General features: G+C 55.6%; 21 protein-coding genes and 1 riboswitch. Of the genes, 11 read left to right on the top strand and 10 right to left on the bottom strand.

What is annotated here, in order from left to right:
* Positions 1–3: 3 nt before the first annotated feature.
* Positions 4–1,251 (bottom strand): extracellular solute-binding protein, encoded by a 1,248-nt coding sequence (locus ACX8ZY_RS20475; RefSeq protein WP_022624333.1) that lies wholly within the window; start codon positions 1,249–1,251, stop codon positions 4–6.
* 297 nt (positions 1,252–1,548) lie between these two features.
* Here ACX8ZY_RS20475 and ACX8ZY_RS20480 point away from each other — a divergent pair, with 297 nt between their 5' ends.
* Positions 1,549–2,718 carry an ROK family transcriptional regulator gene (locus ACX8ZY_RS20480; RefSeq protein ID WP_158149891.1) on the top strand — a complete coding sequence of 390 codons (1,170 nt, stop codon included), beginning with the start codon at positions 1,549–1,551 and terminating at the stop codon, positions 2,716–2,718.
* 42 nt (positions 2,719–2,760) lie between these two features.
* Here ACX8ZY_RS20480 and ACX8ZY_RS20485 read toward each other — a convergent pair whose 3' ends face one another.
* The 3 genes from ACX8ZY_RS20485 to ACX8ZY_RS20495 form a co-directional block, all read right to left on the bottom strand.
* The gene (locus tag ACX8ZY_RS20485; RefSeq protein ID WP_010247095.1) at positions 2,761–4,035 is read right to left on the bottom strand and encodes a Glu/Leu/Phe/Val family dehydrogenase; all 1,275 of its coding nucleotides are present in this window, start codon (positions 4,033–4,035) and stop codon (positions 2,761–2,763) included.
* Positions 4,036–4,500: 465 nt separating this feature from the next.
* Positions 4,501–4,890 (bottom strand): DUF1090 domain-containing protein, encoded by a 390-nt coding sequence (locus ACX8ZY_RS20490; RefSeq protein ID WP_158149892.1) that lies wholly within the window; start codon positions 4,888–4,890, stop codon positions 4,501–4,503.
* A 122-nt stretch (positions 4,891–5,012) separates the two neighbouring features.
* The gene (locus tag ACX8ZY_RS20495; RefSeq protein ID WP_158149893.1) at positions 5,013–5,783 is read right to left on the bottom strand and encodes a MerR family transcriptional regulator; all 771 of its coding nucleotides are present in this window, start codon (positions 5,781–5,783) and stop codon (positions 5,013–5,015) included.
* 361 nt (positions 5,784–6,144) lie between these two features.
* Between ACX8ZY_RS20495 and ACX8ZY_RS20500 the strand changes: the two genes are divergently transcribed.
* Complete coding sequence (locus ACX8ZY_RS20500) at positions 6,145–6,540, top strand: hypothetical protein (protein WP_033760447.1); 396 nt, start codon at positions 6,145–6,147, stop codon at positions 6,538–6,540.
* Positions 6,541–6,585: 45 nt separating this feature from the next.
* Here the strand turns inward: ACX8ZY_RS20500 and ACX8ZY_RS20505 are convergent, their stop codons facing one another.
* Together ACX8ZY_RS20505 and ACX8ZY_RS20510 are read right to left on the bottom strand one after the other, a co-directional pair.
* Positions 6,586–7,059: a nuclear transport factor 2 family protein gene (locus tag ACX8ZY_RS20505; RefSeq protein ID WP_010247104.1), complete on the bottom strand. Its 474-nt coding sequence runs from the start codon at positions 7,057–7,059 to the stop codon at positions 6,586–6,588.
* A 55-nt stretch (positions 7,060–7,114) separates the two neighbouring features.
* Positions 7,115–7,549: a 6,7-dimethyl-8-ribityllumazine synthase gene (locus tag ACX8ZY_RS20510; protein WP_010247107.1), complete on the bottom strand. Its 435-nt coding sequence runs from the start codon at positions 7,547–7,549 to the stop codon at positions 7,115–7,117.
* A gap of 389 nt (positions 7,550–7,938) precedes the next feature.
* Here ACX8ZY_RS20510 and ACX8ZY_RS20515 point away from each other — a divergent pair, with 389 nt between their 5' ends.
* Positions 7,939–8,646: a phage antirepressor KilAC domain-containing protein gene (locus ACX8ZY_RS20515; RefSeq protein ID WP_010247108.1), complete on the top strand. Its 708-nt coding sequence runs from the start codon at positions 7,939–7,941 to the stop codon at positions 8,644–8,646.
* Positions 8,647–8,778: 132 nt separating this feature from the next.
* Here ACX8ZY_RS20515 and ACX8ZY_RS20520 read toward each other — a convergent pair whose 3' ends face one another.
* A complete protein-coding gene (locus ACX8ZY_RS20520) occupies positions 8,779–9,576 on the bottom strand; it encodes a MetQ/NlpA family ABC transporter substrate-binding protein (RefSeq protein WP_010247110.1) in 798 nt (265 codons plus the stop codon).
* Between the two features lie 284 nt (positions 9,577–9,860).
* Between ACX8ZY_RS20520 and ACX8ZY_RS20525 the strand changes: the two genes are divergently transcribed.
* Both ACX8ZY_RS20525 and ACX8ZY_RS20530 read left to right on the top strand, forming a co-directional pair.
* Complete coding sequence (locus ACX8ZY_RS20525; protein WP_010247112.1) at positions 9,861–10,244, top strand: cupin domain-containing protein; 384 nt, start codon at positions 9,861–9,863, stop codon at positions 10,242–10,244.
* A gap of 151 nt (positions 10,245–10,395) precedes the next feature.
* Positions 10,396–10,977, top strand: a complete 582-nt coding sequence (locus ACX8ZY_RS20530) for a DJ-1/PfpI family protein (protein WP_158132320.1) — start codon at positions 10,396–10,398, stop codon at positions 10,975–10,977.
* Positions 10,978–11,047: 70 nt separating this feature from the next.
* Here ACX8ZY_RS20530 and ACX8ZY_RS20535 read toward each other — a convergent pair whose 3' ends face one another.
* Together ACX8ZY_RS20535 and ACX8ZY_RS20540 are read right to left on the bottom strand one after the other, a co-directional pair.
* The gene (locus ACX8ZY_RS20535) at positions 11,048–11,734 is read right to left on the bottom strand and encodes a molybdate ABC transporter substrate-binding protein (protein ID WP_010670358.1); all 687 of its coding nucleotides are present in this window, start codon (positions 11,732–11,734) and stop codon (positions 11,048–11,050) included.
* Entirely contained in the window at positions 11,734–12,783 is a 1,050-nt protein-coding gene (locus ACX8ZY_RS20540; protein ID WP_122459801.1) for an ABC transporter substrate-binding protein, read from the bottom strand. Before ACX8ZY_RS20540 ends, ACX8ZY_RS20535 begins: the two co-directional genes overlap by 1 nt.
* 289 nt (positions 12,784–13,072) lie before the next feature.
* Positions 13,073–13,171: riboswitch (guanidine-I (ykkC/yxkD leader) on the top strand.
* 60 nt (positions 13,172–13,231) lie between these two features.
* On the opposite strand from ACX8ZY_RS20540, the gene ACX8ZY_RS20545 reads away from it, so the two are divergent.
* The 6 genes from ACX8ZY_RS20545 to uca all read left to right on the top strand — a co-directional run bounded on the left by ACX8ZY_RS20545 (position 13,232) and on the right by uca (position 21,055).
* Positions 13,232–14,287 (top strand): putative urea ABC transporter substrate-binding protein, encoded by a 1,056-nt coding sequence (locus ACX8ZY_RS20545; RefSeq protein ID WP_223565921.1) that lies wholly within the window; start codon positions 13,232–13,234, stop codon positions 14,285–14,287.
* 24 nt (positions 14,288–14,311) lie between these two features.
* Positions 14,312–15,127 carry an ABC transporter permease gene (locus ACX8ZY_RS20550; protein ID WP_010247123.1) on the top strand — a complete coding sequence of 272 codons (816 nt, stop codon included), beginning with the start codon at positions 14,312–14,314 and terminating at the stop codon, positions 15,125–15,127.
* Positions 15,124–15,909, top strand: a complete 786-nt coding sequence (locus ACX8ZY_RS20555) for an ABC transporter ATP-binding protein (RefSeq protein WP_045140106.1) — start codon at positions 15,124–15,126, stop codon at positions 15,907–15,909. The genes ACX8ZY_RS20550 and ACX8ZY_RS20555 overlap by 4 nt, the downstream gene beginning before the upstream one ends.
* Positions 15,906–16,634, top strand: coding sequence for an urea amidolyase associated protein UAAP1 (locus ACX8ZY_RS20560; protein WP_033787021.1), 729 nt, complete (start codon positions 15,906–15,908; stop codon positions 16,632–16,634). The genes ACX8ZY_RS20555 and ACX8ZY_RS20560 overlap by 4 nt, the downstream gene beginning before the upstream one ends.
* Before the next feature lie 10 nt (positions 16,635–16,644).
* Positions 16,645–17,280 carry an urea amidolyase associated protein UAAP2 gene (locus tag ACX8ZY_RS20565; RefSeq protein ID WP_158149895.1) on the top strand — a complete coding sequence of 212 codons (636 nt, stop codon included), beginning with the start codon at positions 16,645–16,647 and terminating at the stop codon, positions 17,278–17,280.
* 163 nt (positions 17,281–17,443) lie between these two features.
* Complete coding sequence (uca, locus tag ACX8ZY_RS20570; RefSeq protein ID WP_421665499.1) at positions 17,444–21,055, top strand: urea carboxylase; 3,612 nt, start codon at positions 17,444–17,446, stop codon at positions 21,053–21,055.
* A gap of 98 nt (positions 21,056–21,153) precedes the next feature.
* On the opposite strand, the gene ACX8ZY_RS20575 is transcribed toward uca, so the two are convergent.
* Positions 21,154–22,062, bottom strand: a complete 909-nt coding sequence (locus ACX8ZY_RS20575; protein ID WP_421665500.1) for a LysR substrate-binding domain-containing protein — start codon at positions 22,060–22,062, stop codon at positions 21,154–21,156.
* Between the last annotated feature and the right edge of the window lie 67 nt (positions 22,063–22,129).

The following is a 22,129-nucleotide window of genomic DNA, read 5'->3' on the forward strand; positions in this document are numbered from 1 at the left end:
TCCTTAACGCAGCCGGGCGGCGCTTTTATCAACCGTCGCCATCGCGTCCTGCACCGGGGCTTTACCCAGCAACACCTGCTGTAACTGCTGCTGCAGCTGGTTCGACAGACGGGAATAGTCAGCGGTCTCCGGACGTGACAGCATCACGTTTAGCGATTTGTCCGCCGCGGCAATCAGGCTCTCCTGATCCTTTTTCACTGCTTCATCCTGATAAGAGGATTTCCAGATCGGCAGGCTGAGCTTCGCATACTGATTCTGTACCGGCTGTGAGGTCATGTACTGAATGTACTGCCACGCCTCGTTGGCATGGGTGCTGCCTTTGGTGATCCCCAGCCCCATTGAGCCGTTTACCGCCCCCACTTTTCCTGGCGCATCGCCGGGCGCAGGCATGATCCCAACGTCGCCCGCCACTTTGCTCTGCTTCGGATCGTTCGCCATGTTGTACATGTAGGTCCAGTTCAGCGCGAAAGCCGCATCGCCATTAGAAAACGATTTACGCACATCCTCTTCCAGATATTCACGCGACGCCGGGTTACTCAGGCCCTCATCGAGCGAGCTTTTCATCAGGTTAAGCGCCTTGAGTGAAGCCGGGCTGGAGAAGTTAAGTTTGCCGTTCTGATAGAACTGACCACCAAAGCCTGAAACAAGCGTGGTGTAGTCACACACCAGCGCCTCAGCCTGGGACCAGCTCCAGACCAGCGGCCAGGTGACAATCTTTTTATCCTTGATGATCTTCGCGTCATCCAGCACCTGCTGCCAGGTCTGTGGCGGCGTGGTGATGCCCGCTTTAGCCAGCATCGCTTTGTTGTAGTAAAGGTATTTGGTGTCGAGAATCCACGGCATACCCAGCGTTTTACCTTTGTAAACCACAGTGTTCATCGCGCCCGGGAAGACCTTCTCTTTATCCTCTGGCGTAATGCGTGCGCTGACATCCTGCAGCAGATCGAAACGGGCGAATTCCGCTGGCCAGATGGCATCGAACAGCACCACATCATAGCCATTGCCGCCCGCGCCACGCGCCGCCACAATCTTGTCGTGCAGCGCCTCATAAGGAACAAACTCCAGATTGACGCTGACATCCGGGTGCTGCTTCTGAAAATTTTGCGTCATCGCGCGGATATCATTTTCGCTATACGCCGCCTGGGTCATAAACAGGGCATTGATCTGGCTGGCCGCCGCCGCGCTGCCTGCGCTTAACATCAGTAAGGCGGCAAAACCGGCTTTTAGTTGGGGTGTGTAACGCTGTGACATGGTCTTCTCCACTGTGCAGCAACAGGCTGTCGGTTAATTAAATCAATTTGATTGATTTAATCGGGGGCGTAATTTTGGTCAGTGGGTGAACTGACCTGTCTGAATCTAAGCAAACGGCGTGCCACAGTGCCGGAGGGCATAGCAACAAAGCCGTAACAACGCTGAAACTCAGACTGCGCTTTTATGGCAAAATTGCCTATCCTGATGCGCGAGAATTGCGTGCAGCATCAAAGATATTGTTTGCCCGAATGCTTTCGGAGACCAATACTGTCGGGTCCCGCTGAAATGGAAAACAACATGAAAACCTCGGGTACCAACCTTGAACATGCGCGGGCGCATAACCGACGTGTGGTGATTGAAGCCATTCGCCTGCACGGTGAACTGACCCGTGCCGAACTGGCCCGCATGACGGCGCTGACGCCGCAGACCGTCTCGAATATCGTGGCGGAACTGGAGCAGGCCGAACTGCTGACCAGCCGCCAGCCGCGCCGCAGCGGGCGTGGTCAGCCCTCAATTCCGGTTACGCTCAATTCCACCAGTGCCTGGTCGATCGGCATCCATCTTGATCACCAGACGCTGCTGCTGGTTCTGGTCGATCTCAGCGGCGAAGTGCGTTTCCGCCGCCTCGTTCTGGTGCAAAAGCCCCAGCCTGCTGCCACCCTGGCGTGCATTGCCAGCGTGCTGGAGGAGATGCGCGCCTTCCTGGGTACTCAGTGGCAGAAAGTGCTGGGGATTGGCGTGGTGATGCCAGGGCCTTTTGGTGTGGAGGGCATTTCATCAGTGGGGCCGACCACGCTGAACGGCTGGGAGCAGGTCGATATCGAGGCTGAACTCGCCACCATTAGCGGTCTGCCGGTGACGCTGGAAAATGATGCTACGGTCGCCGCCATAGGCGAACGCTTTCACGGCACAGCGCGCCACCTGAACTCCTTTATCTATCTCTATATCGGCACCGGCCTGGGCGCGGGGATCTTCACCGATGGTCATATCTATACCGGCCACGCTCATAATGCGGGCGAAATCGGACACATTGTGGTCGAGCCGGGCGGTCGCGACTGCTACTGCGGAAATCAGGGCTGCCTCGAGCGTTACGTCTCGCTGCAGGCCGCTTATGAATTCTGCGGTCTCGATCCAATGCGGGCGCTGCCCGAAGATCTGTTACAGATTGAACCCGCGCGTTTTACCGCATGGATTGAGAATGTGACGACGCCGTTGCGTCAGGCGATCAATATTCTGGAGTCGGTGTTTGATGCTGAGGCGGTGATTATTGGCGGGATGATGCCTGCGCCGTTGCTGGAGCAGATGGTGCAGCGATTGCCGCCGCTTTATCAGTCGGTGCGCGGACGTTATCTTAACGATATGCGACTAAAAATTGGCATGACCGGCAGCGATACAGCCGCTCTCGGCGCCGCCGCTTTACCGATTTTCGATGAATTTAATCCGAAGTTTCAGGTGCTGATGAAGTAGTCAGGGAAAAGGGCGCTGCTGCAGGCAACAGCGCCACAGGCATTAACCCGGGTAGATACCGCGATCTTTACGCGCCATCAGAATACGCTCACAGGCCACGATATAGGCCGCGGTACGCAGCGAGCAATCTTTCTCCTTCGACTTTTCCCAGACGTGTACCATCGCTTCCGTCATGATCTTGTCTGAGCGACGATTGATCTCATCTTCGCTCCAGAAGAAGCTGGCCATGTCCTGAACCCACTCGAAGTAGCTGACGGTCACGCCACCGGCATTACAGACCACGTCCGGCACCACGATAATGCCGCGGGTGGCCAGCATGTCATCGGCATCCGGATAGGTCGGGCCGTTTGCGCCTTCCAGCACGATTTTGCAGCTCAGGACTTCAGCACGCTCGCGGGTAATCTGACCTTCCAGTGCCGCCGGGATCAGAATATCCATCCCTGTGGTCCAGAACGCCTCTTTATCAATGCTCTGCGCACCAGGGAAACCGGCAATCTGCTTATTGGCGATCTGCCATTCGGTCAGGGCAGCCATGTTGATGCCATCGGCATTAAACAGCGTCGCGGTGTGATCCTGAATCACTACCACACGAGCACCCGCCTCATCAAACAGGCGTGCCGCTTCGCTGCCGACGTTACCGAAACCCTGGACCGCAACGCGTGCGCCTTCAATTTCAATACCTGCACGGCGTGCCACTTCGCGTCCGGTAATAAACACGCCGCGACCGGTGGCTTTTTCACGCCCCAGTGAACCGCCCAGATGAATCGGTTTGCCCGTGACAACGCCGGTAATCGTTGTGCCGTGGTTCATGGAGTAGGTATCCATCATCCACGCCATCACTTTGCTGTTGGTCCCGACATCTGGCGCAGGAATATCTTTTTGCGGCCCGATGATGATGCCGATCTCGCTGGTGTAACGGCGGGTCAGTCGCTCAAGTTCACCGTCGGACAGTTTGAACGGATCAACGCGGATGCCGCCCTTAGCGCCGCCATAAGGCAGGTTAACCGCCGCACATTTGATGGTCATCCATGCGGAGAGCGCCATCACTTCATTAAGGTCGACATCCGGATGGTAGCGAATACCGCCTTTTCCTGGGCCGCGCGAAAGGTTGTGCTGAACGCGATAGCCTTCGAAATGGCGAATTGAGCCATCATCCATCTGGAGAGGAATATCAACAATCAACGCACGTTTTGGATGACGCAAAGTATCTATCCAACGTGAAAGATCGCCCAGATAGGGCGCAACCCGGTCGATTTGCTGTAAATAGGTGGACCAGGCAGATGTGCTGCTTTCAGACGCATAAGATAACTTATCCATAAAAAACCTTTCTTAATGAAGTTATTTATTGTGTGGAGCCGTGGATGGAGAGCGCATTGCATTGCGCCGACATAATCTAACACTCCTGAAACAAATAAGATGTGGCATCAGCCATGCCACAACGCCGTAATGCCCTGTTTTGGGGCAGGGTGAGTGAATAGATTAGTATTGCTGACCCCTTACAGACGAATAAAGATGCGCGTGGAGTGCGTATTTTCTGCATAGGACAGGAAATATCGCTATCTTTCAAATCTTTGAGGGTGTTCAAAAAGTTAAATAATTGATCGTAACCATGTTGACTTTGCTGCACCAATTAAGTGCATGAGAATAAGTAATCAAAGGATTACATAAAGTAATGGATTGGACGTTAATAGCGCAGGCTAATCAGGTATTTAGAAAGGAGAGAGGGTCAGGGCTGGGGAAGGGAGAATAACGGGCCAGCGCAGTGGCTGGCCAGAATGAGTTTTACTGATGCAGAGCCTGCTCGGCTTCTTTCAGTTCCTGGCGAGCGTCAGCCAGTTTATCTTCGCGCTTCTGGATCTTGCTGGCGCTGCGGCCTTCAGCTTTCGCTTTAGCCAGTTCCTGTTCGCGTTCCTGTACCTTCAACTTTTTCTCTGCCACTTTTTCCTGACCCTGCTTTAGCAGACTGCTTTCGGTACAGTTCTGATTTACTTCGCTCAGCGCTTTTTCAAGGCCGGCAACCTGATGGGTATTATTGTGCTGGCGGGCAAAAGAGAGCTGGGTCTCAATCTCCTGCTTTTTGGCTGCACAACCGGTCAGGTCAGAGGCCGCGTGAGCAGCAGTAAAAGTGAGTGGTAACAGGAGAAGGCTGAAGGTCAGTAAGGTCTTTTTCATCTTAGTCTCGTCAATGAGTCAGGGTTGTGGCACCAGTATACGGAACCACCTTAAGAGATTCTTAACGAAAAAAATTATTTACTGGCGCGGAAAAACAGGGGTAAAGAAGGCGCTGCCTGCTGTCAGGCAGCGCTGGAGGCGTTGGATTGGGCAAATTTCAGGTTACAATCAGGTCCACTGAGCATTACCGGATGGCCATCCAGACTCTGCTGTTCAAAATAGTCCTGCATCTGCTGGCTGATGCCGGCACCACACCACATCACATGATGCTGATGAAGGTCGGTTTTAACGGCTGGCAGCCCGGTTGCACGCGAGTCAACCTCGACATTAAAGCCCATCGCAGTAAGACGAATGGCTTCAAGCCAGATTTCGGTTTTATCAAGTACGCTCACCGCTTCCAGAAACAGAGGAATAGAAGATTCATTGCGCGATGAGGCGCGTATGACTTTATCTGCCTGTTGCTGCACGGTTTGCTCAAAACGGTTGAGGCGACGTGACGCTCCCCGACGGAGATCGGCGTAAAGCCAGGCGCTCAGCGGCCGCAGCAGATTAATGACGAAATCATCACCGCTATAGTGGCTGGACATCGTGTGCATCTGACGTGAAAGCGACAGCGGTGTGCCATATTCCAGCTGCCAGAGCAGGTCACCTTTGCGCGCCGCCCAGCCAAAGGTGGTGACCGTCGAAGCAGCCTGCTGACCTTGCCAGATTTCGTCGAGCGTCGCGCCAGTGGCTGTTAAGCCAACCAGGGTCTGGATTTCACTGAGGTGATGCTCACTCCAGCGTTCCTGATACTGCTGCGGCGTCAGTAATCCCTGCTTCATCCAGCTCTTCAGGTTAGCGGGATGGGTGCCGGTTATGGCGCAAACAGTATCGGTGGTATAAGAATGCATATCGTGCCCTCTGTAGAGGGGAAGGCCGCCGGGATTAACCGGGGATGAACCACCACTATGAACCTTATAACAGCCAATTAACAGAGGCAGAGTTAAGGCAAATCGGCGCTATGTGCCTGTGACGCTACGCTTATTCGTTGTTATTCTCCGATTAAATTTATGCTGATCAGCAGGTTAAAAGCGCTGCAATCAGGCAATAAAAATACTGTGTATTTATTCAGTAAATATTCTTTACGCAAATATACCGGGAAATCGGTACTTTTAAGCCTCTTTTAAGAGCATGCCGACTCTTATCCCCCTTACATCCTCCCGCTAAATCGCTAAAATAGCGGGTTCTGATGATCAGGAGAAAGAGTGCCCAATGCGTTATCGTTTTAGTCTCGCCGTTGTAACGGTTGCTGCTGTACTGACTGGCTGTGCAAAACATGCCGCCAGCGATGCGCCAGATGAATTTGCTGCTGGCCCGACGCAGATTGATGTCTCACACATCAAGACCCGCGCAGATGATGGCTCCAGTGTATTCCTAACTGTAGATGGTAAAGACGCCGGCAGATTGCCTAACGGCGAAAGCATGCTGCTGCATGTTCCGGCCGGAAAACACCAGGTCGGTGGCTATGTACCCACTCTGTTTGGTATGGGTCGGGTGACCATTGCGCCGGTAGAAGTGACCACGTCACCGGACGATGTCAAAAAGGTGGCTTATACGGTCACACGCAACAAAGCGACCTTTGTTGAGAACAAGGACGAGCAGGGCTGAGTGGATGACGGCGGAGAGCTGCGCTCTCCGCTGGAAGGGCTGGCGCTATAAGCCCAGTTCGCTCAGTGAAGGATGGTCGTCAGGGCGTCGGCCCTGCGGCCAGTGAAACAGCCGCTGTTCTTCACTGATTTTCAGATCGTTGATGCTGGCATAACGCTGCTGCATTAAACCCTGCTCATCAAAGGCCCAGTTCTCGTTGCCATATGAGCGATACCACTGCCGTTGCTCGTCATGCCATTCATAGGCGAACCGCACCGCAATCCGGTTCTGGTCAAAACTCCACAACTCTTTAATCAGCCGATACTGCTGCTCCCGCTGCCATTTTTGCTGCAGGAAGGCGATGATTTCTGCCCGGCCGGTCAGAAAGGTATCGCGATTGCGCCATTTACTGTCCGCTGAATAGGCCAGAGCGACCCGCTCCGCATCCCGGCTGTTCCAGCCATCCTCAGCCAGCCGGACTTTTTCAATCGCCTGTGCAGCCAGGGTAAATGGCGGTAGAGGCGGACGTGTATTTTCCAACTTTCTCTCCTTAACAGCGCAGGCAAACGCATTGTCAGCATTCGTTACAGTCGTGTCAGAGTTCCAGGGCGTGAATCTGGCAGACGGCACGCGCCGCTTCCTGACCTTTTTTCACGAAATGCTGAGTATAGAAGTCGATAAACTCGGCCGATGGCTGGAAATTATGCGGCGTGAGTGACACCGAGAAGACGGGCACATTGGTTGCCAGCTGTGCCTGCATCAGACCACTTACCACAGCCTGCGCGACAAAATCATGGCGATAGATGCCGCCATCCACCACCAGTGCTGCACAGACAATCGCATCGTAGTTGCCGGTCTGCGCCAGGCGTTGCGCCAGCAGCGGCATTTCAAAAGCGCCCGGAACATCCCATGTCTTAATCTCATATGAGGTACCGCGGCTTTCCAGTTCCTGTTCGAATCCTGTCAGAACCTGAGAAACGATTTCGCTGTGCCAGTTAGCTTTAATAAAGGCGACTTTCAACGGCTGCATGACTTACTCCAGTAAAAGGTGACATTCAGTGGTAACGGGCCAGATTTCGCCCCTGCACCCCGAATCAAAATAGTGAGCCCGGCAGGCCAGTAACCTGCTGACAGCCTTCACTATACTGTAATGTAAAGAGTCTGTGTCCATCATTGTGATTATATGTAAATAACTTAGCGATGGATTACCCGCTTATGCTGCCGCAAAAGCCCGCAACGCCTCCTGCAAGGCACTCAACACGCACGCTTCAGCCCGCCAAACCGCCTCACACCCTGTTGTTTGCGTAACAGCTTCCAGTTACGTTATTGCTTAAATAAAATACTGGATATTTGAACAGGTGTTTGTATAATTAATCGACTGCCCGCCGGGTATTGGTAGCGTTAGCGAGGGGTGAACCCATGATGATTTCAACTGAAAGCCTCAAATCTCTGGAACAATCGGTCACAATGAGCAGTCGTGAACTGGCTCAGATGACCGGTATTACACACGGAGAAGTGAAGCGGTTAATCAAAAGTCTGGAGACGGCTCAGCGTCTCTCCCAGCCGCTCAGCGTGAATGAGTATGAGCGGGAAGGGGAAGTGCGTCAGGAGTACCGTCTGTGCAAGCGTGACTCGCTGCTGGCCGTGGCACGCCTGTCGCCAGGCTTCACTGCAGAAGTGCTGGATCGCTGGCAGGACCGCGAGAAGACGACCCATCTGCCTGACTTTACCAATCCGGCTGAAGCCGCTCGCGCCTGGGCTGAGCAGTTTGAACAGCGTCAGGCGGCGGAGCAGCAGCTGGCTCTCTCGGCACCCAAGGCGGCGTTCTTTGATAACTTCGTTGAGGTTGATGACTCGCTGGGCTTTCGGCAGCTCTGCAAAATGCTGAAAGTGAAAGAACCGGAGTTTCGCCAGTTTCTGCTGGAGCGCAACATCATGTATCGCGCAAAAGGCACCCTGACGCCGCAGCACTACCATATGCAGGCCGGCTACTTTACGCTGCATACCGGCACGGGCGAAAATCAGCACGCTTTCTCTCAGGCACGTTTTACGTCTAAAGGGGTGAAATGGGTCGCCAGTCTGTGGGCAGGGCACCTCTCTGCTCAGCCAAAAGGCGCAGCTGCGTAACCGTTCCTGTGATCTTGCGGGCTGGCGCGGATGTATAAGTGCTGGCAGATGTGCCTGTAAAAGTGCAGATATAAAAAAGGCCGCAACAGAGTGCGGCCTTTTTTGATCGTTAATGATCGATTATCGGGCAACTCACCAGCCTTTAATCGCATCACCCTTGTAAACTTCTTCGGCTTTGGCCGCCACCTCCGGTGACTGCAGCGCTGACTTCAGCTTCTGAATTTTATCGCTGTCTTTATTATCTTCACGTGATACCAGCGCATTGACGTAAGGCGATGAGGCACTTTCCATAAATAAGCCATCGCGGTGCGCTGATAATCCAGCCTGAGCCGAGAAATTAGTATTAATGATCGACAGGGTCACGTTGGGATCGTCTAAGGTGCGGGTCAGCTGTGGGGTGTCCACTTCAACCAGCTTCAGATTTTTTGGATTTTCGATGATATCCAGTGAGGTCGGTAAATAACCCACATCCGGTTTAAGTTTAATCAGACCCTGCGCCTGCAGCAGCAGCAGGCTGCGCCCCAGCGTGGTGGCTTCGTTAGAGATGGTAATAGTGGCACCATTCTGCAGCTCACTGATGTTCTTGATTTTGTGCGAATAGGCAGCAATCGGGAAGACGAACGTTTTACCCACTACCGCAAACTTATAGCCGCGCTCTTTAGACTGTGATTCCAGATAAGGCAGGCTCTGGAAGGCGTTAGCATCAACTTCTTTGTTATTCAGCGCTTCATTTGGCAGCACATAGTCATTGAAGTTAAGCACTTCGACATCGAGCTTGTATTTATCTTTCGCCACCTGCTTTACCACCTGCCAGATTGCTTCATCAGGCCCGGTATTAATCGCAACTTTAACTTTGTTATCGTCATCTTTTGAGCAGGCGGATAATAGTAGAACAGAACTGGCGAGTAATGCCGTAAACAGACCTTTCATTATCAGAAATCCCTCAGGTGGTTGATGGCTTCAAAGATAATACAGAACTCACAGGTTGCGTACTGACTGAGGAATATATCTTATAACCACAACGCGAATATTGAACATTAATTAATCAGCAATTCAGCCAGTCCGCTAATGGCCGGTTTTCATCCCTCTGTTCGCTGGCGGAAAATTCCTGTTAACAGGCTTATTAAAACGCAGGCGGGCATCAACACAGTTTTCTTCTAAGCTTAATTATCGGTCACTACTGGCATTCTATTGATTATTAACAGGGATTAACCATGTCGAAGCAAGATAACGGGATTAACGCGGTTGAAGTAATGCGCAGCAGCCAGGCCTGGAACGGTGACGTTCTCGAGGCCTATCCCACCGGCGAACCTGAGCTGACCGTTATGCGGCTCTCGCTACCTGCCCATACGTCATTGCCCTGGCATACCCATCCAATGCCGAATGCGGCGTTTATTCTTTCCGGCACCCTGATTGTTGAGGATAAAGAGAGCGGCGAACAGCGCACCTTCCATGCGGGTGAAGCCCTCAATGAGACGGTCAACAGTGCGCATCGCGGTTACACACTGGATGAGCCAGCCGAACTGGTGATTACCTATGCCGGTGTAAAGGGGCAGGAACTGACCGAGCCACTGCCGGGCGAGCCGGAAGAGTTTTAAACGCACTTACTTCATGACGCACCACGGTAGTGTCGCCCGCTGCCGTTTAAAAACCCTGCTCAGACTTGATTCGGATCAGTAAAGGGTGCGCCTGCACAGACCAGGATTAAACGCTCTTTGCTTCATCCACACCAATTAAAAAGGAATTTTCATGGATAAGAATGTTGCTCTGCTGCTTGCCCCTGGCTTTGAAGAAGCTGAGGCTATTATCACTCTCGACATCCTCTCACGCCTGGGCGTTCAGGTTACAACCCTGGCCTGTCAGCCCTATCGCGAAGTGAACAGTTATCATCATGTGAAGGTTGTCGCCGATGAGCTGCTGGAGGCGAATCGGGACAGGCTGTTTGATGCGGTGATTGTGCCGGGTGGTCCTGACGGCAGCAAAAATCTGGCGGCAAATGCGGCAGTGATAGATTTTATTCGCCGCCATGATGAGGCGGGCCGCCTGGTCTGCCCAATATGCTCCGCAGCGGCCAGAGTACTGGCACCACAGGGTCTTTTAAGGGGGCGTCGCTATGTCAGTTCTGGTACGTCATCAGAAGGTGTTACCGATGGCGTTTACGTTAATGCCTCGGTAGTGAAAGATGGCAATTTGCTGAGTGGACAGGATCTGGGCGCGGCGTTTGATTTCGCCTTCGCGATCGCTTTTATCCTGACTGACGAGGCTGATAGTGCTACCGAGCAGGCTGAACATATCAGTCACAAGCTTAAGGTGGATTTCGCTAAGCTTTAATGAGCGGTATTTCGCGCCCTTAAAGCGACATGCTGACAGGGCGCAAAGTCATCCGCGACAGAAAAGGCATTTACTCCCCGCCAAACCCCGCTTCCCGCAGTACCTTTTTTGCCTGCTCAGATTCTAAAAAATCCGCCAGCCGACGCGCCTCTGGCGTAATGACTGCACAGGCGTAGCGCGCAACAGAATTGAAAGCCGCAGGGATATCAACGACTGTCAGCCCGGCAATCTGGCTCAGGGCAGCCCGATGGCTGGCATAACCGATAAACAGATCCGCCTGATCCTCCAGGATAATCCATTCTGCCGCCAGCCTGCCTGCGGGAATGGGTGCAGAGTCGCGCCCACCCACCAGTGCCTTTGCGCGCTGGCGCACCGCTTCACCGGCTTTGCCCATCCGGGTGAAAAGGGCCTGCGCGTAGTCGCCAGAGGGATCCGCTGTGGGCGTAGAGGTTGCGATCCGCAGTGTGTCGCGGGTCACTAGCTGATACCAGTCGTCTCCCGCCTGTAGCCGATCGCTGCGAACCGTGATGCAGAGTTTATTAGTCGTGAACGGTATGACTGCCAGCGCTCGCTCAGCGTTCAGCAATTTTTGCGGATGCTCCTCACTGGCTGAAGCAAAGAGATCGCAGGGCTCACCGGCTTCAATCCGTTCGCGAAGCAGACCGGCGGGGCCAAACCGGGTTTCAACTGGCTCAGGAAAGTACGCCATCAGCGCGGGCCAGACCGCTTTCAGGCTGCCCGCCGTCAGTGCGCGCATCACTCTGTTCCCTGATAAGCGGTGCGATAGAAGCGCTGATACCACTTATTGGCCAGCTTATTCATGTCCACATCCTGAAATTTCTGCGGATAGAGTTTTTTCGCCATCCACAATTCGCCAATCCCCATCGCTTCCGGCATTGGATAACCCCATGCTTTGGCGTAGTCCGGCATCAGCCAGACACGATGATTTTTTACCGCGTCGATAGCCTGCCACTGTGGTGAACTGTTGATTTCATTCACGACGGAGGGATAACGGTCCTGCACAAAAATCACCTGTGGATCCCAGGCGATTATCTGCTCCATCGACACGGTTTTGAATCCCTTTACAGTCGCTGCGGCGACATTGACCGCGCCCGCATGCAGCATCATCAGGCCGGTATATTTTCCTGAGCCGTAGGTGGTCAGTTCCGGGTTCGCCATATAGGCGCGAATGCGTTTCTCCGCCGGAACATCCTTCAGGCGATCGCTGACGATTTTGCGGCCCTCATCGGTGGCCGTAATCAGCGCTTTTGCTTCTGCCGGTTTATTGATGATCTCGCCGATAAGCGTAATCCCTTCACGCAATCCTTTGTCATAGGCCATTTCCTCATCGCGGATAGACGGGTTCATTTTTGCCTTTTCACCCGGCTCGTCATGACGCAGTGAGATAGCCACCACCGGAATGCCCAGCGCGGTAATGCTGTCGATCATCTCCTGCGGTGCGTAGTTGGTCACAAACACCACCTGCGGATGCAGCGCCACCAGTTTTTCGGGATCAACATGCGTCAGATCCCCCAGTGTCGCTTTCTGATTCAGCTCAGGAGCCAGGCGGGCATAGCTGTCGCCAAGTTGCTGCTTCCAGTTCGCCATCACACCGACGATTTTATCGGTCGCGTTCATCTGCACCAGCAGGTTCAGCGTCTGATGCTGAAGCACCACAATACGATCAACACGGTCAGGAATCGTGACCTGGCGGCCTGTCTGATCGGTTATCTGGCGCGATGCCTGGGAAGAGAGCGGAAGGAGTATCAGTAAACCGAGTGTGCATGCCTGCCAGAAACGCTTCATTAACTATCCTCAAAATTCGTTATGCAGTTGATTATATAGCGATAAGTGATGGGCGTCACGGTCCGGGTCTGCATTCCGGTATAGATGTTCAGTACGAAAAGAGACTGAGCGCGGGTTCTGATAACTCTTGCCTGCCCGGCACTGATAATGTGCAACGCCCGTTACTGACTCACCATCCCGGTGCTTTCTGGATTATGCTCTCTCTATTTCTCTGATTTTACTTAAGTTAATTTCTGGCACGCCATTTGCTGAAGTCTGAACAGTAAGCAGCGTTCGACACAATTGATAGCAAATAGCTGGCTAGGGTTCCGGTTCACGCAGGTGAATGTCTGGTCCGAGAGCTGGCGACCTCTGCGAGGTTACACGGCGGGACAAAAGCCCGGGAGACAGCGGCACCAAATGGTGTCTTGCGCTGCTCCCGTTTTTTTGTGCCAACCAGAGGTCAACCATGAAGAAATCACCCCTCCTGACGCTTATTCTGTCGCTGACGCTGCTGGTCAGCGCGCCATCTTTCGCCGCGGTCAAAAAAGAGTTCAATATCTGCTGGACCATCTATGCGGGCTGGATGCCCTGGGGCACCATCAGCAACGAGAAAATCATCGATAAATGGGCCAGCAAATACGGCATCAAAATTCATATCACCCAGCTCAATGACTATATCGAGTCGATCAACCAGTACACCGCGGGTCAGTTCGACGGCTGCACCATGACCAACATGGATGCGCTGACCATACCTGCGGCGGGCGGCATTGATTCCACGGCGCTGATCACCGGCAGCTTCTCCGATGGCAATGACGGTGTGGTGCTGAAAGGCGCAAATAAAAAACTCAGCGACCTGAAAGGGATGTCTGTCTATCTTCCTGCGCTGTCGGTTTCGCACTATCTGCTGGTTCGCGGTCTGGAGAAGGCCGGTTTACAGGAAAAAGACGTTAAGGTCGTGAACACCTCCGATGCCGATATTGTCTCCGCCTTTGGTACCAGCGGCGTGCAGGCGGCGGTTGCCTGGAATCCACAGCTTTCAGTGATCAAGAAAACCCCGCAAACCACAGAGGTGTTCAGCTCTTCGGCCGTGCCGGGCGAACTGATTGACATGATGGTGGTGAACACCGAGACCCTGAAAGATAACCCCGCGCTGGGTAAGGCACTGACCGGAGCCTGGTTTGAGATGATGGCGAAAATGCAGGCCGGAGATGCGCAGGCGCTGAGCGCGATGGCTGCCGATTCCGGTACTGACCTCGCCGGATACAAGGCGCAGCTGAAAACCACCCACCTGTTCTGGACCCCAGCCGAAACCCAGGCATTTGTTTCTTCTCCCGATCTGGCGAAAACCATGCAGCGCGTCGCCGCGTTCTCCTTTGATAAGGGATTACTGGGCGAGGGCGCACAAAGCGCTGACTTCATCGGTATGAGCTTCCCTGGCAACATCACCGTCGGTGATACAGCGAACATCAAACTGCGCTTTGACGACAGCTATCTGAAGATGGCCGCTGCGGGCAAGCTGTAATCACCGATCTCAGGAGTATTTGCCATGCGCCACATCAACCGCTATCCCCGGCAGGGAATGCGCCTGACGCTGATGCTATTACCTTTTGTGCTGCTGATCGCCGTCTGGTTTATCAGTTCGGCGGTGCGTCTTGAAGCCAACCCACACGATAAACTGCTGCCCGGACTGTCACAGATGATCGCCGCCATTGATCGGATGGCCTTCACGCCCGATAAGCGCAGCGGCGAATATCTGCTGTGGGCGGATACGTGGATTAGCTTAAGCCGTCTGCTGACCGGCCTGGCGATCTCTTCACTGATTGGTCTCTGCATCGGTGTTGCTGCGGGCGTCTTCCCGATGAGTCGCGCGGCGCTGTCACCCTTTATGACCGTGGTGTCGATGATCCCGCCGCTGGCGCTCCTGCCGATGCTGTTTATCGTCTTCGGGCTGGATGAGCTGTCAAAAGTGATGCTGATTGTTATCGGGATTACGCCGATGCTGGCGCGCGACCTTGAACATCGGGCGCGGGAAATCCCCGCAGAGCTGTTTATCAAAGCACAAACTCTGGGGGCGAACAGCTGGACGGTGGTGCTGCGGGTTGTGCTGCCGCAGCTCTTGTCGCGGCTGATCACCTCGCTGCGCCTGTTGCTGGGATCCGCATGGCTTTTTCTGATCTCCGCCGAAGCCATTTCCGCAACCGCCGGACTGGGCTATCGCATTTTCCTGGTTCGTCGCTACATGGCGATGGATGTGATCATTCCCTATGTCATCTGGATAACGCTGCTGGCGTGGCTGATGGATCTCGCGCTGCGTCAATTGCACAAAGCCTGTTTCCCCTGGGCGGAAGGAGGCCGGGAATGAGTTTTATCGATATCAAAAATATCTGGCAGGAGTATGGCGACCACGTGGTGCTGGAACGCATCAATTTGCAGGTCAAAGAAGGTGAATTCTGCTCGCTGGTGGGCGCGTCCGGCTGTGGTAAGTCGACGTTTTTACGCCTGCTGCTGGGGCAGGAAAGGCCGACACGGGGAACAATCACGCTGGATGGCGTACAGCTGCGCGCGGAACCCGATCGCAGCCGTGGCGTGGTGTTTCAGCGTTATTCGGTTTTTCCTCATCTCAACGTACTGGATAACGTCACCATTGGCCTCGAGCTACCGGCTTCACCGTTTACTGGCCGGCTGTTTGGCACCCGAAAACGCCATGCCCGTGAGCAGGCAAAACAGATGCTGGAGAAAGTCGGGCTGGGCCATTCTCTCGATAAATATCCGGCGCAGCTTTCGGGCGGGATGCAGCAGCGGCTGGCGATTGCGCAGGCTTTTGTCATGCAGCCGCGCGTACTGCTGCTGGATGAGCCCTTCGGCGCGCTGGACCCCGGCATCCGCAAAGATATGCATGCGCTGCTGCTCCAGCTCTGGAGCGAAACCCGCATGACGGTGTTTATGGTCACTCACGACCTTGCCGAAGGCTTCAATCTTGGCACCCGGCTGCTGGTTTTCGACAAAGTGCGCATCGATCCTCAGGCCCCCAATGCCTGGGGCGCGCGTATCACTTACGACATCCCGCTTAATGAAACGCGGCTGTCGCAGCTGGCAACCGGCAGTAAAAACAACATTTATCCCTTCAAGGAGACCGCTCAATGACCGCACTTTTTCATTCAGCTCCGAGCCTGCGCGAAGAGCAGCTGCCTGGCGGAGGGCACACCTCGCTGATTCTGCGGAAAGGGCAGATCCTGCGCCTGACCGACATCGAGGGCGGCGCGAACGTCAGCATGATGATGCTCAATCCCCACGAGAAAAGTGAACGCCTGAATCTGCCGGACACCCTGAAAGGCCAGCATACGGCTCGCCTGACCACCGGGCACTGTTTCTACTCCGACATGGGACGCGTACTGGCCGCGATCGTGGCGGATAGCTGCGGCTGGCACGACCCGTTTGGCGGCGTTCTCAACGCGGCGGAAACACACGATAAGTATGGAGCCGGACGCTATCAGGAGTTGCGCAACGGCTTCTACCGCAACGGCACCGATAATCTGCTGGTTGAGATGGGCAAATGGGATCTGGGCCTGGAGGATCTGCTGATGGTCGTCAATTTTTTCAGCAAGGTCACGGTTGATGAGAAGGGCCGCTTCCGGTTCAGCGCGGGCAACAGCCGCGCCGGCGATTTCACTGAACTGTACGCACCCATGGACGTGCTGATGGTGCTGACCGCGCTGCCACATCCGCAGGATCCCGCCGCTGACTATCTCCCACGACCGGTTCAGCTGAGCTGGTATCAGGCCGACGATATGCAGGCCGTCAGCGAAGCGATGGTCACGCGCGGTGAAAACCAGCGCGCGCTTCATAACACCCAACTTTTTGCCCTGTAAGGAGGCTGCGATGACCCTTATCAACTCTGATCGTCGTCCTGAAGATGCCGTCTATCGCCACGTGATACCGGCAGGCGAGCCGTGGCTGTTCGAAGTGAAAAAAGGGCAGACGCTGCGCCTGCTCGACCTCGAAGGGAATCAGGCAATTGATACCCTGTTCTATAACAGCGATGACCCGCGGGAACGCTACGATCCTCAGCGCACGCTGCGTCGTCAGGGAAACGTCTATCTGACCACCGGCAGCGTGCTCTATTCGAATCTCGGCAATCCGCTGCTGACTATCGTCGCCGACACCTGCGGTCGTCACGATACCCTGGGCGGAGCCTGCTCGCAGGAGAGCAACACCGTGCGCTATGCCCAGGATAAGCGCTACATGCACAGCTGTCGGGATAACTTTCTCTGCGCCTGCCTGCACGATGGCCGCCTTCACAAACGTGATATCGGTGCCAACATCAACTTTTTCATGAACGTTCCGGTCACGCCGGAAGGCGGTCTGACCTTTGAGGATGGGCTATCGGCGCCCGGCAAATACGTTGAGCTGGTAGCCGAATGCAATGTGATGGTGCTGATCTCCAACTGCCCGCAGCTGAATAACCCCTGTAACGGCTGGAACCCGACGCCCGCTGAAGTGCTGGTGTGGAACTGAGTCAGCGTTGCCATGGCGACAAGGGGACTGAGTTTCTCAGCCTTGTGCGTCAGACCTCTCAACACACCACCGGCGCACGCCTGTTACGTGCCGGTCAGCCCCGGGGACGGCCCCAGGGAATATCGAATTTTGCGGGACGACCCGCATCCCTGAGAGTTCGCTTATGTTTGATACCTTACTGATTGCTAATCGCGGTGCTATCGCCTGTCGCATCCTGCGCACGCTACGTGCCATGCAGGTGAAAGGGGTCGCCGTTTACTCCGAAGCCGATCTGAGCAGTTTACATATCCGCGAGGCGGATGTGGCGCTAAGTCTTGGCGAAGGCCCGGCCGCACAAACCTATCTGGTAACGGAAAAGATCATCGCCGCCGCGCAGCAGAGCGGAGCGAAAGCGATTCATCCTGGCTACGGTTTCCTTTCGGAAAACGCCGCCTTTGCTGAGGCGTGCGAGGCTGCCGGTCTGATTTTTGTCGGCCCCACACCGCAGCAGTTGCGGACTTTTGGCCTGAAACACACGGCCCGCGCGCTGGCGGAAGCCGAAGGGGTGCCGTTGCTGGAAGGCAGTGAACTGCTGGCAGATATCAGTGAAGCCCGCCGCGCCGCAGAGAGGGTCGGCTATCCGGTGATGCTCAAAAGCACCGCGGGCGGTGGTGGCATCGGTATGCGGGTCTGTCGTGATGCGAATGCGCTGTCAGAGGCGTTTGAAACGGTCCAGCGCCTCGGCCAGAACAACTTCAGCGATGCCGGGGTATTTCTCGAAAAATATATCGAACGCGCCCGACATCTTGAAGTGCAGATTTTCGGTAACGGTAAGGGCGGGGTAATCGCGCTGGGCGTACGCGACTGCTCGGTACAGCGGCGTAACCAGAAAGTGGTCGAAGAGACGCCAGCGCCGAATCTGCCCGCAGGTATGGCGGAGGCTTTATGCGCGGCGGCTATCGCGCTGGGAAAAGCGGTGAACTATCGCAGCGCCGGAACGGTTGAGTTTGTCTATGACAGCGTGGCGCAGCAGTTCTATTTTCTTGAAGTGAATACCCGGCTGCAGGTTGAACATGGCGTCACGGAGCAGGTGTGGGGCGTTGACCTGGTGCAGTGGATGATTGAGCTGGCAGCAGGCGATCTTCCTCCGCTTCATGCGTTAGCCGCCGCGCTGAATCCTCAGGGCCATGCCGTGCAGGCGCGAATTTATGCGGAAGATCCGGGGCGGCAGTTCCAGCCTTCGCCAGGGCTGTTAACCCAGGTTCTCTTTCCGGCAGCCGACGGTAAAACCCTGCGTATTGACCGCTGGGTGGAAGCGGGGTGCGAAGTCCCGCCATTCTTCGACCCGATGCTGGCAAAAGTTATCACCTGGCGCCCCACCCGCGAGGAAGCCATCGCCACACTGGCACAGGCGCTGGCGGAGACCCGTTTCTATGGCGTAGAAACCAATCGCCTCTATCTGTTGCAGATTCTGGCCTTCTCGCCCTTCACGGCTGGCGAACCCTGGACCCGCTGCCTGGAGCAGCTCGCCTATCAGGCGGCAACGGTTGAAGTGGTGAGTGCCGGAACCCAGACCAGCGTTCAGGACTATCCCGGACGTATGGGATACTGGGCGGTGGGCGTGCCGCCGTCGGGGCCGATGGACGATCGCGCACTGCGTCTGGGCAACCGTCTGCTGGGCAATGAGGAGGGTGACGCCGCGCTGGAAATCACCCTGAATGGACCCACCCTGAAATTTAACACTGAGATTCAGGCGGTGATCTCTGGCGCGCCGCTCACTGTCACACTGGATGGCGTCGGACAGTCAATGAATTCTGTATTTACCATTCCGGCCGGGGCAACGCTGAAGCTGGGCGCGATAAGTGGCGCGGGCGTCAGAAGTTATCTCTGTCTGAGCGGCGGCATTCAGGTGCCGGACTATTTAGGCAGCAAAAGCACCTTCACCCTTGGTCAGTTTGGCGGACATGCCGGACGGGCACTGCGTAGCGGTGACGTGCTGCATCTCGCTCCGCGTTCTGCGAGCGCAACCGGAACGGAACTGCCCGTCGGACTGCAAACAGAGCTTGCCACGGTGCGCACGCTGCGCGTCATTTATGGTCCGCACGGTGCGCCTGAGTTTTTTGCGCCGGAGTATATCGAGACGTTTTTTGCCACAGAATGGGAAGTGCATTTTAACTCCAGCCGCACCGGCGTTCGCCTGATCGGGCCAAAGCCAATCTGGACCCGCGACAGCGGTGGTGAAGCAGGGCTGCACCCCTCAAACATCCATGACAACCCGTACGCGATCGGCGCGGTCGATTTTACCGGTGATATGCCGGTGATCCTGGGGCCGGATGGCCCGAGCCTTGGCGGGTTCGTCTGCCCGGTGACGGTAATCGAGGCTGACCTCTGGCAACTGGGACAGCTCAAAGCCGGTGACAAAGTGAAATTTGTCGCGGTGGATATTCCTACCGCCCGCCGACTGGCAGAGGGCCGACGCACCGAGCTGACCACGCTCCAGCCACAGGAAACAGACTGGCAGCCTGCGCCGCTGATTTCGCCCATCGTGATGACCTGCGGCGCAGCGGATAAACGCCTGGTGGCGCGCCTCTCTGGTGATACGCATCTGCTGCTGGAGGCTGGCGAACCGGAACTGGATCTGGTGTTACGTTTTCGCATTCATGCGTTGATGCAGGCGCTGGAAGCGCAATCCCGCAACGGCATTATTGATATCACGCCGGGGATCCGCTCGCTGCAAATCCACTTTCAGCCGGAGACGCTGACGCCCGACGTGCTGCTGATGTGGGTGCGCGGTGAGTGGGAGAGGGTCTGCACGAGTGATGACCTTCAGGTTCCCACACGCGTGGTGCATCTGCCGCTCTCCTGGGACGATCCGGCCTGTCAGAAGGCCATCGAAAAATATATGACCACCGTGCGGCAGGATGCGCCGTGGTGCCCGAGTAATCTTGAATTTATCCGCCGGATAAACGATCTGCCGGATGAGCAGGCTGTCTGGAACACGGTCTTTGAAGCCAGCTATCTGGTGATGGGGCTGGGCGATGTCTACCTCGGCGCGCCGGTCGCCACGCCGCTGGATCCCCGTCATCGGCTGGTGACGACAAAATATAATCCGGCCCGCACCTGGACGGCGGAAAACTCGGTTGGCATCGGCGGTGCCTATCTGTGTGTGTATGGCATGGAGGGGCCAGGCGGCTATCAGTTTGTCGGCCGCACGCTGCAGATGTGGAACCGGTATCATGAAGTCGCCGATTTTGGCGGGAAACCCTGGCTGCTGCGCTTTTTCGATCAGATCCGTTTTTATCCGGTTTCAGCCAGTGAGCTGTTGCAGATTCGCCGCGATTTTCCCCTCGGTCGCTATCCGCTGCGCATTGAGCACAGCACGCTGCGGCTGGCGGAATATCAGGATTTCCTCGCCCGTGAAGCGCAGAGCATCGGTCTGTTTCGCCATCACCAGCAAGCCGCGTTCCATGCGGAACGTGACCGCTGGATCGCCAGCGGACAGGCCCATTTTGACAGTCAGGAAAGTGTGGCCGATGAAGGCGGCGACGCGCCGCTGCAGCCAGGCGAGCAGGGGGTTGAAAGCCCGGTTTCCGGCAATTTATGGCAGGTGCAGGCGACGGCGGGCAGCCGGGTGAAGGAAGGGGATACACTGGTGGTGCTGGAGTCGATGAAGATGGAGATCCCGCTTCTGGCGCCGTGCGACGGCATTGTTCAGCAGGTCAGCGTGCAGCCAGGCAGCGCTGTACGTGCAGGGCAACGCGTGGCGGTGATTGTTGAGGATAATGCGGAAAGATGATGACACCTGATCACCTTGTGGCGCAGTGATAATCTGCCCCTGCGCCCGCTGATGGTTCCAGACTGGCGGGCGCAGGCGAGTCCGATCACGGCGAAGGGCTATTCGCCGCTCGCACCCAGTTGGCTTAACCAGCTGATCATCGCCTCACTGCCTGGCTGGCTCAGGGTGCGTTGCGGCCAGACAAGGTAATAGGGTTTGCTCAGCGGCAGGCAAAGATCATTCACTACCACCAGATCGCCCCGCGCCAGTTCCGCCGCGATAAGGCGTCGCTGCCCGAGCAGCACACCAGCTCCCGCGACAGCCGCATCAATCGCCAGCGAGGTCAGATTAAAGCTGAACGCGGGCTGCGGCAGAGGTTCGTCCATGCCTTTAGCCTGAAACCAGCTTCGCCAGTCCGGCAGAAAACGGCCTTCATTACCCCAGTCGAGGTGGATCAGCGGCGCCTGGCTTAAGATCGTTTCCGGCGTAAAGCGATGTAACAGAGCAGGACTGGCCACCGGCAGTACGTCATCATGAAACAACTTCAGCTTATCTGACTGCGGGTAACGATCCTCACCAAAGCAGATCACAAAATCGGCGGGCATCGCGGTGAAATCGACCTGAGAATGCGTACCGTGTAACGAGAGATCGATATTCGGGCAATGGTCGCGCCAGCTCGCCAGCTGGGGCAACAGCCATTTGGACGCCAGCGCCGGCAATGTGTAAACCGTGAGTTTTGGCGCGCTGGCCGCATGGCGGATGTTTTGCTGACCGAGATGCAGAATATCAAACGCCTCAGTAACATAGCGCAGATACTCTTTTCCGGTTTCGGTCAGCATCACGCCGCTCTGCGTACGTAAAAAAAGGGCGCTGCCGAGTTGCTCCTCCAACTGGCGAATCTGCTGACTGACTGCCGCCGGGGTTAAGGCCAGTTGAGCGGCCGCTTTTGCCAGGCTGCCCAGTTCGGCAGCCACTTTAAATGACTGTATGACGCTGATCTTTGGCAACCTTGGCAATTGGGCAGGCATTAACTCTTCCTTATCAGGGCATTAAGTTTTTATCGTTACGCAGCGTTGCAGGCGACCGGTAGAGTAA

Source organism: Pantoea sp. XAF26B01_ASV70 (assembly GCF_054512635.1).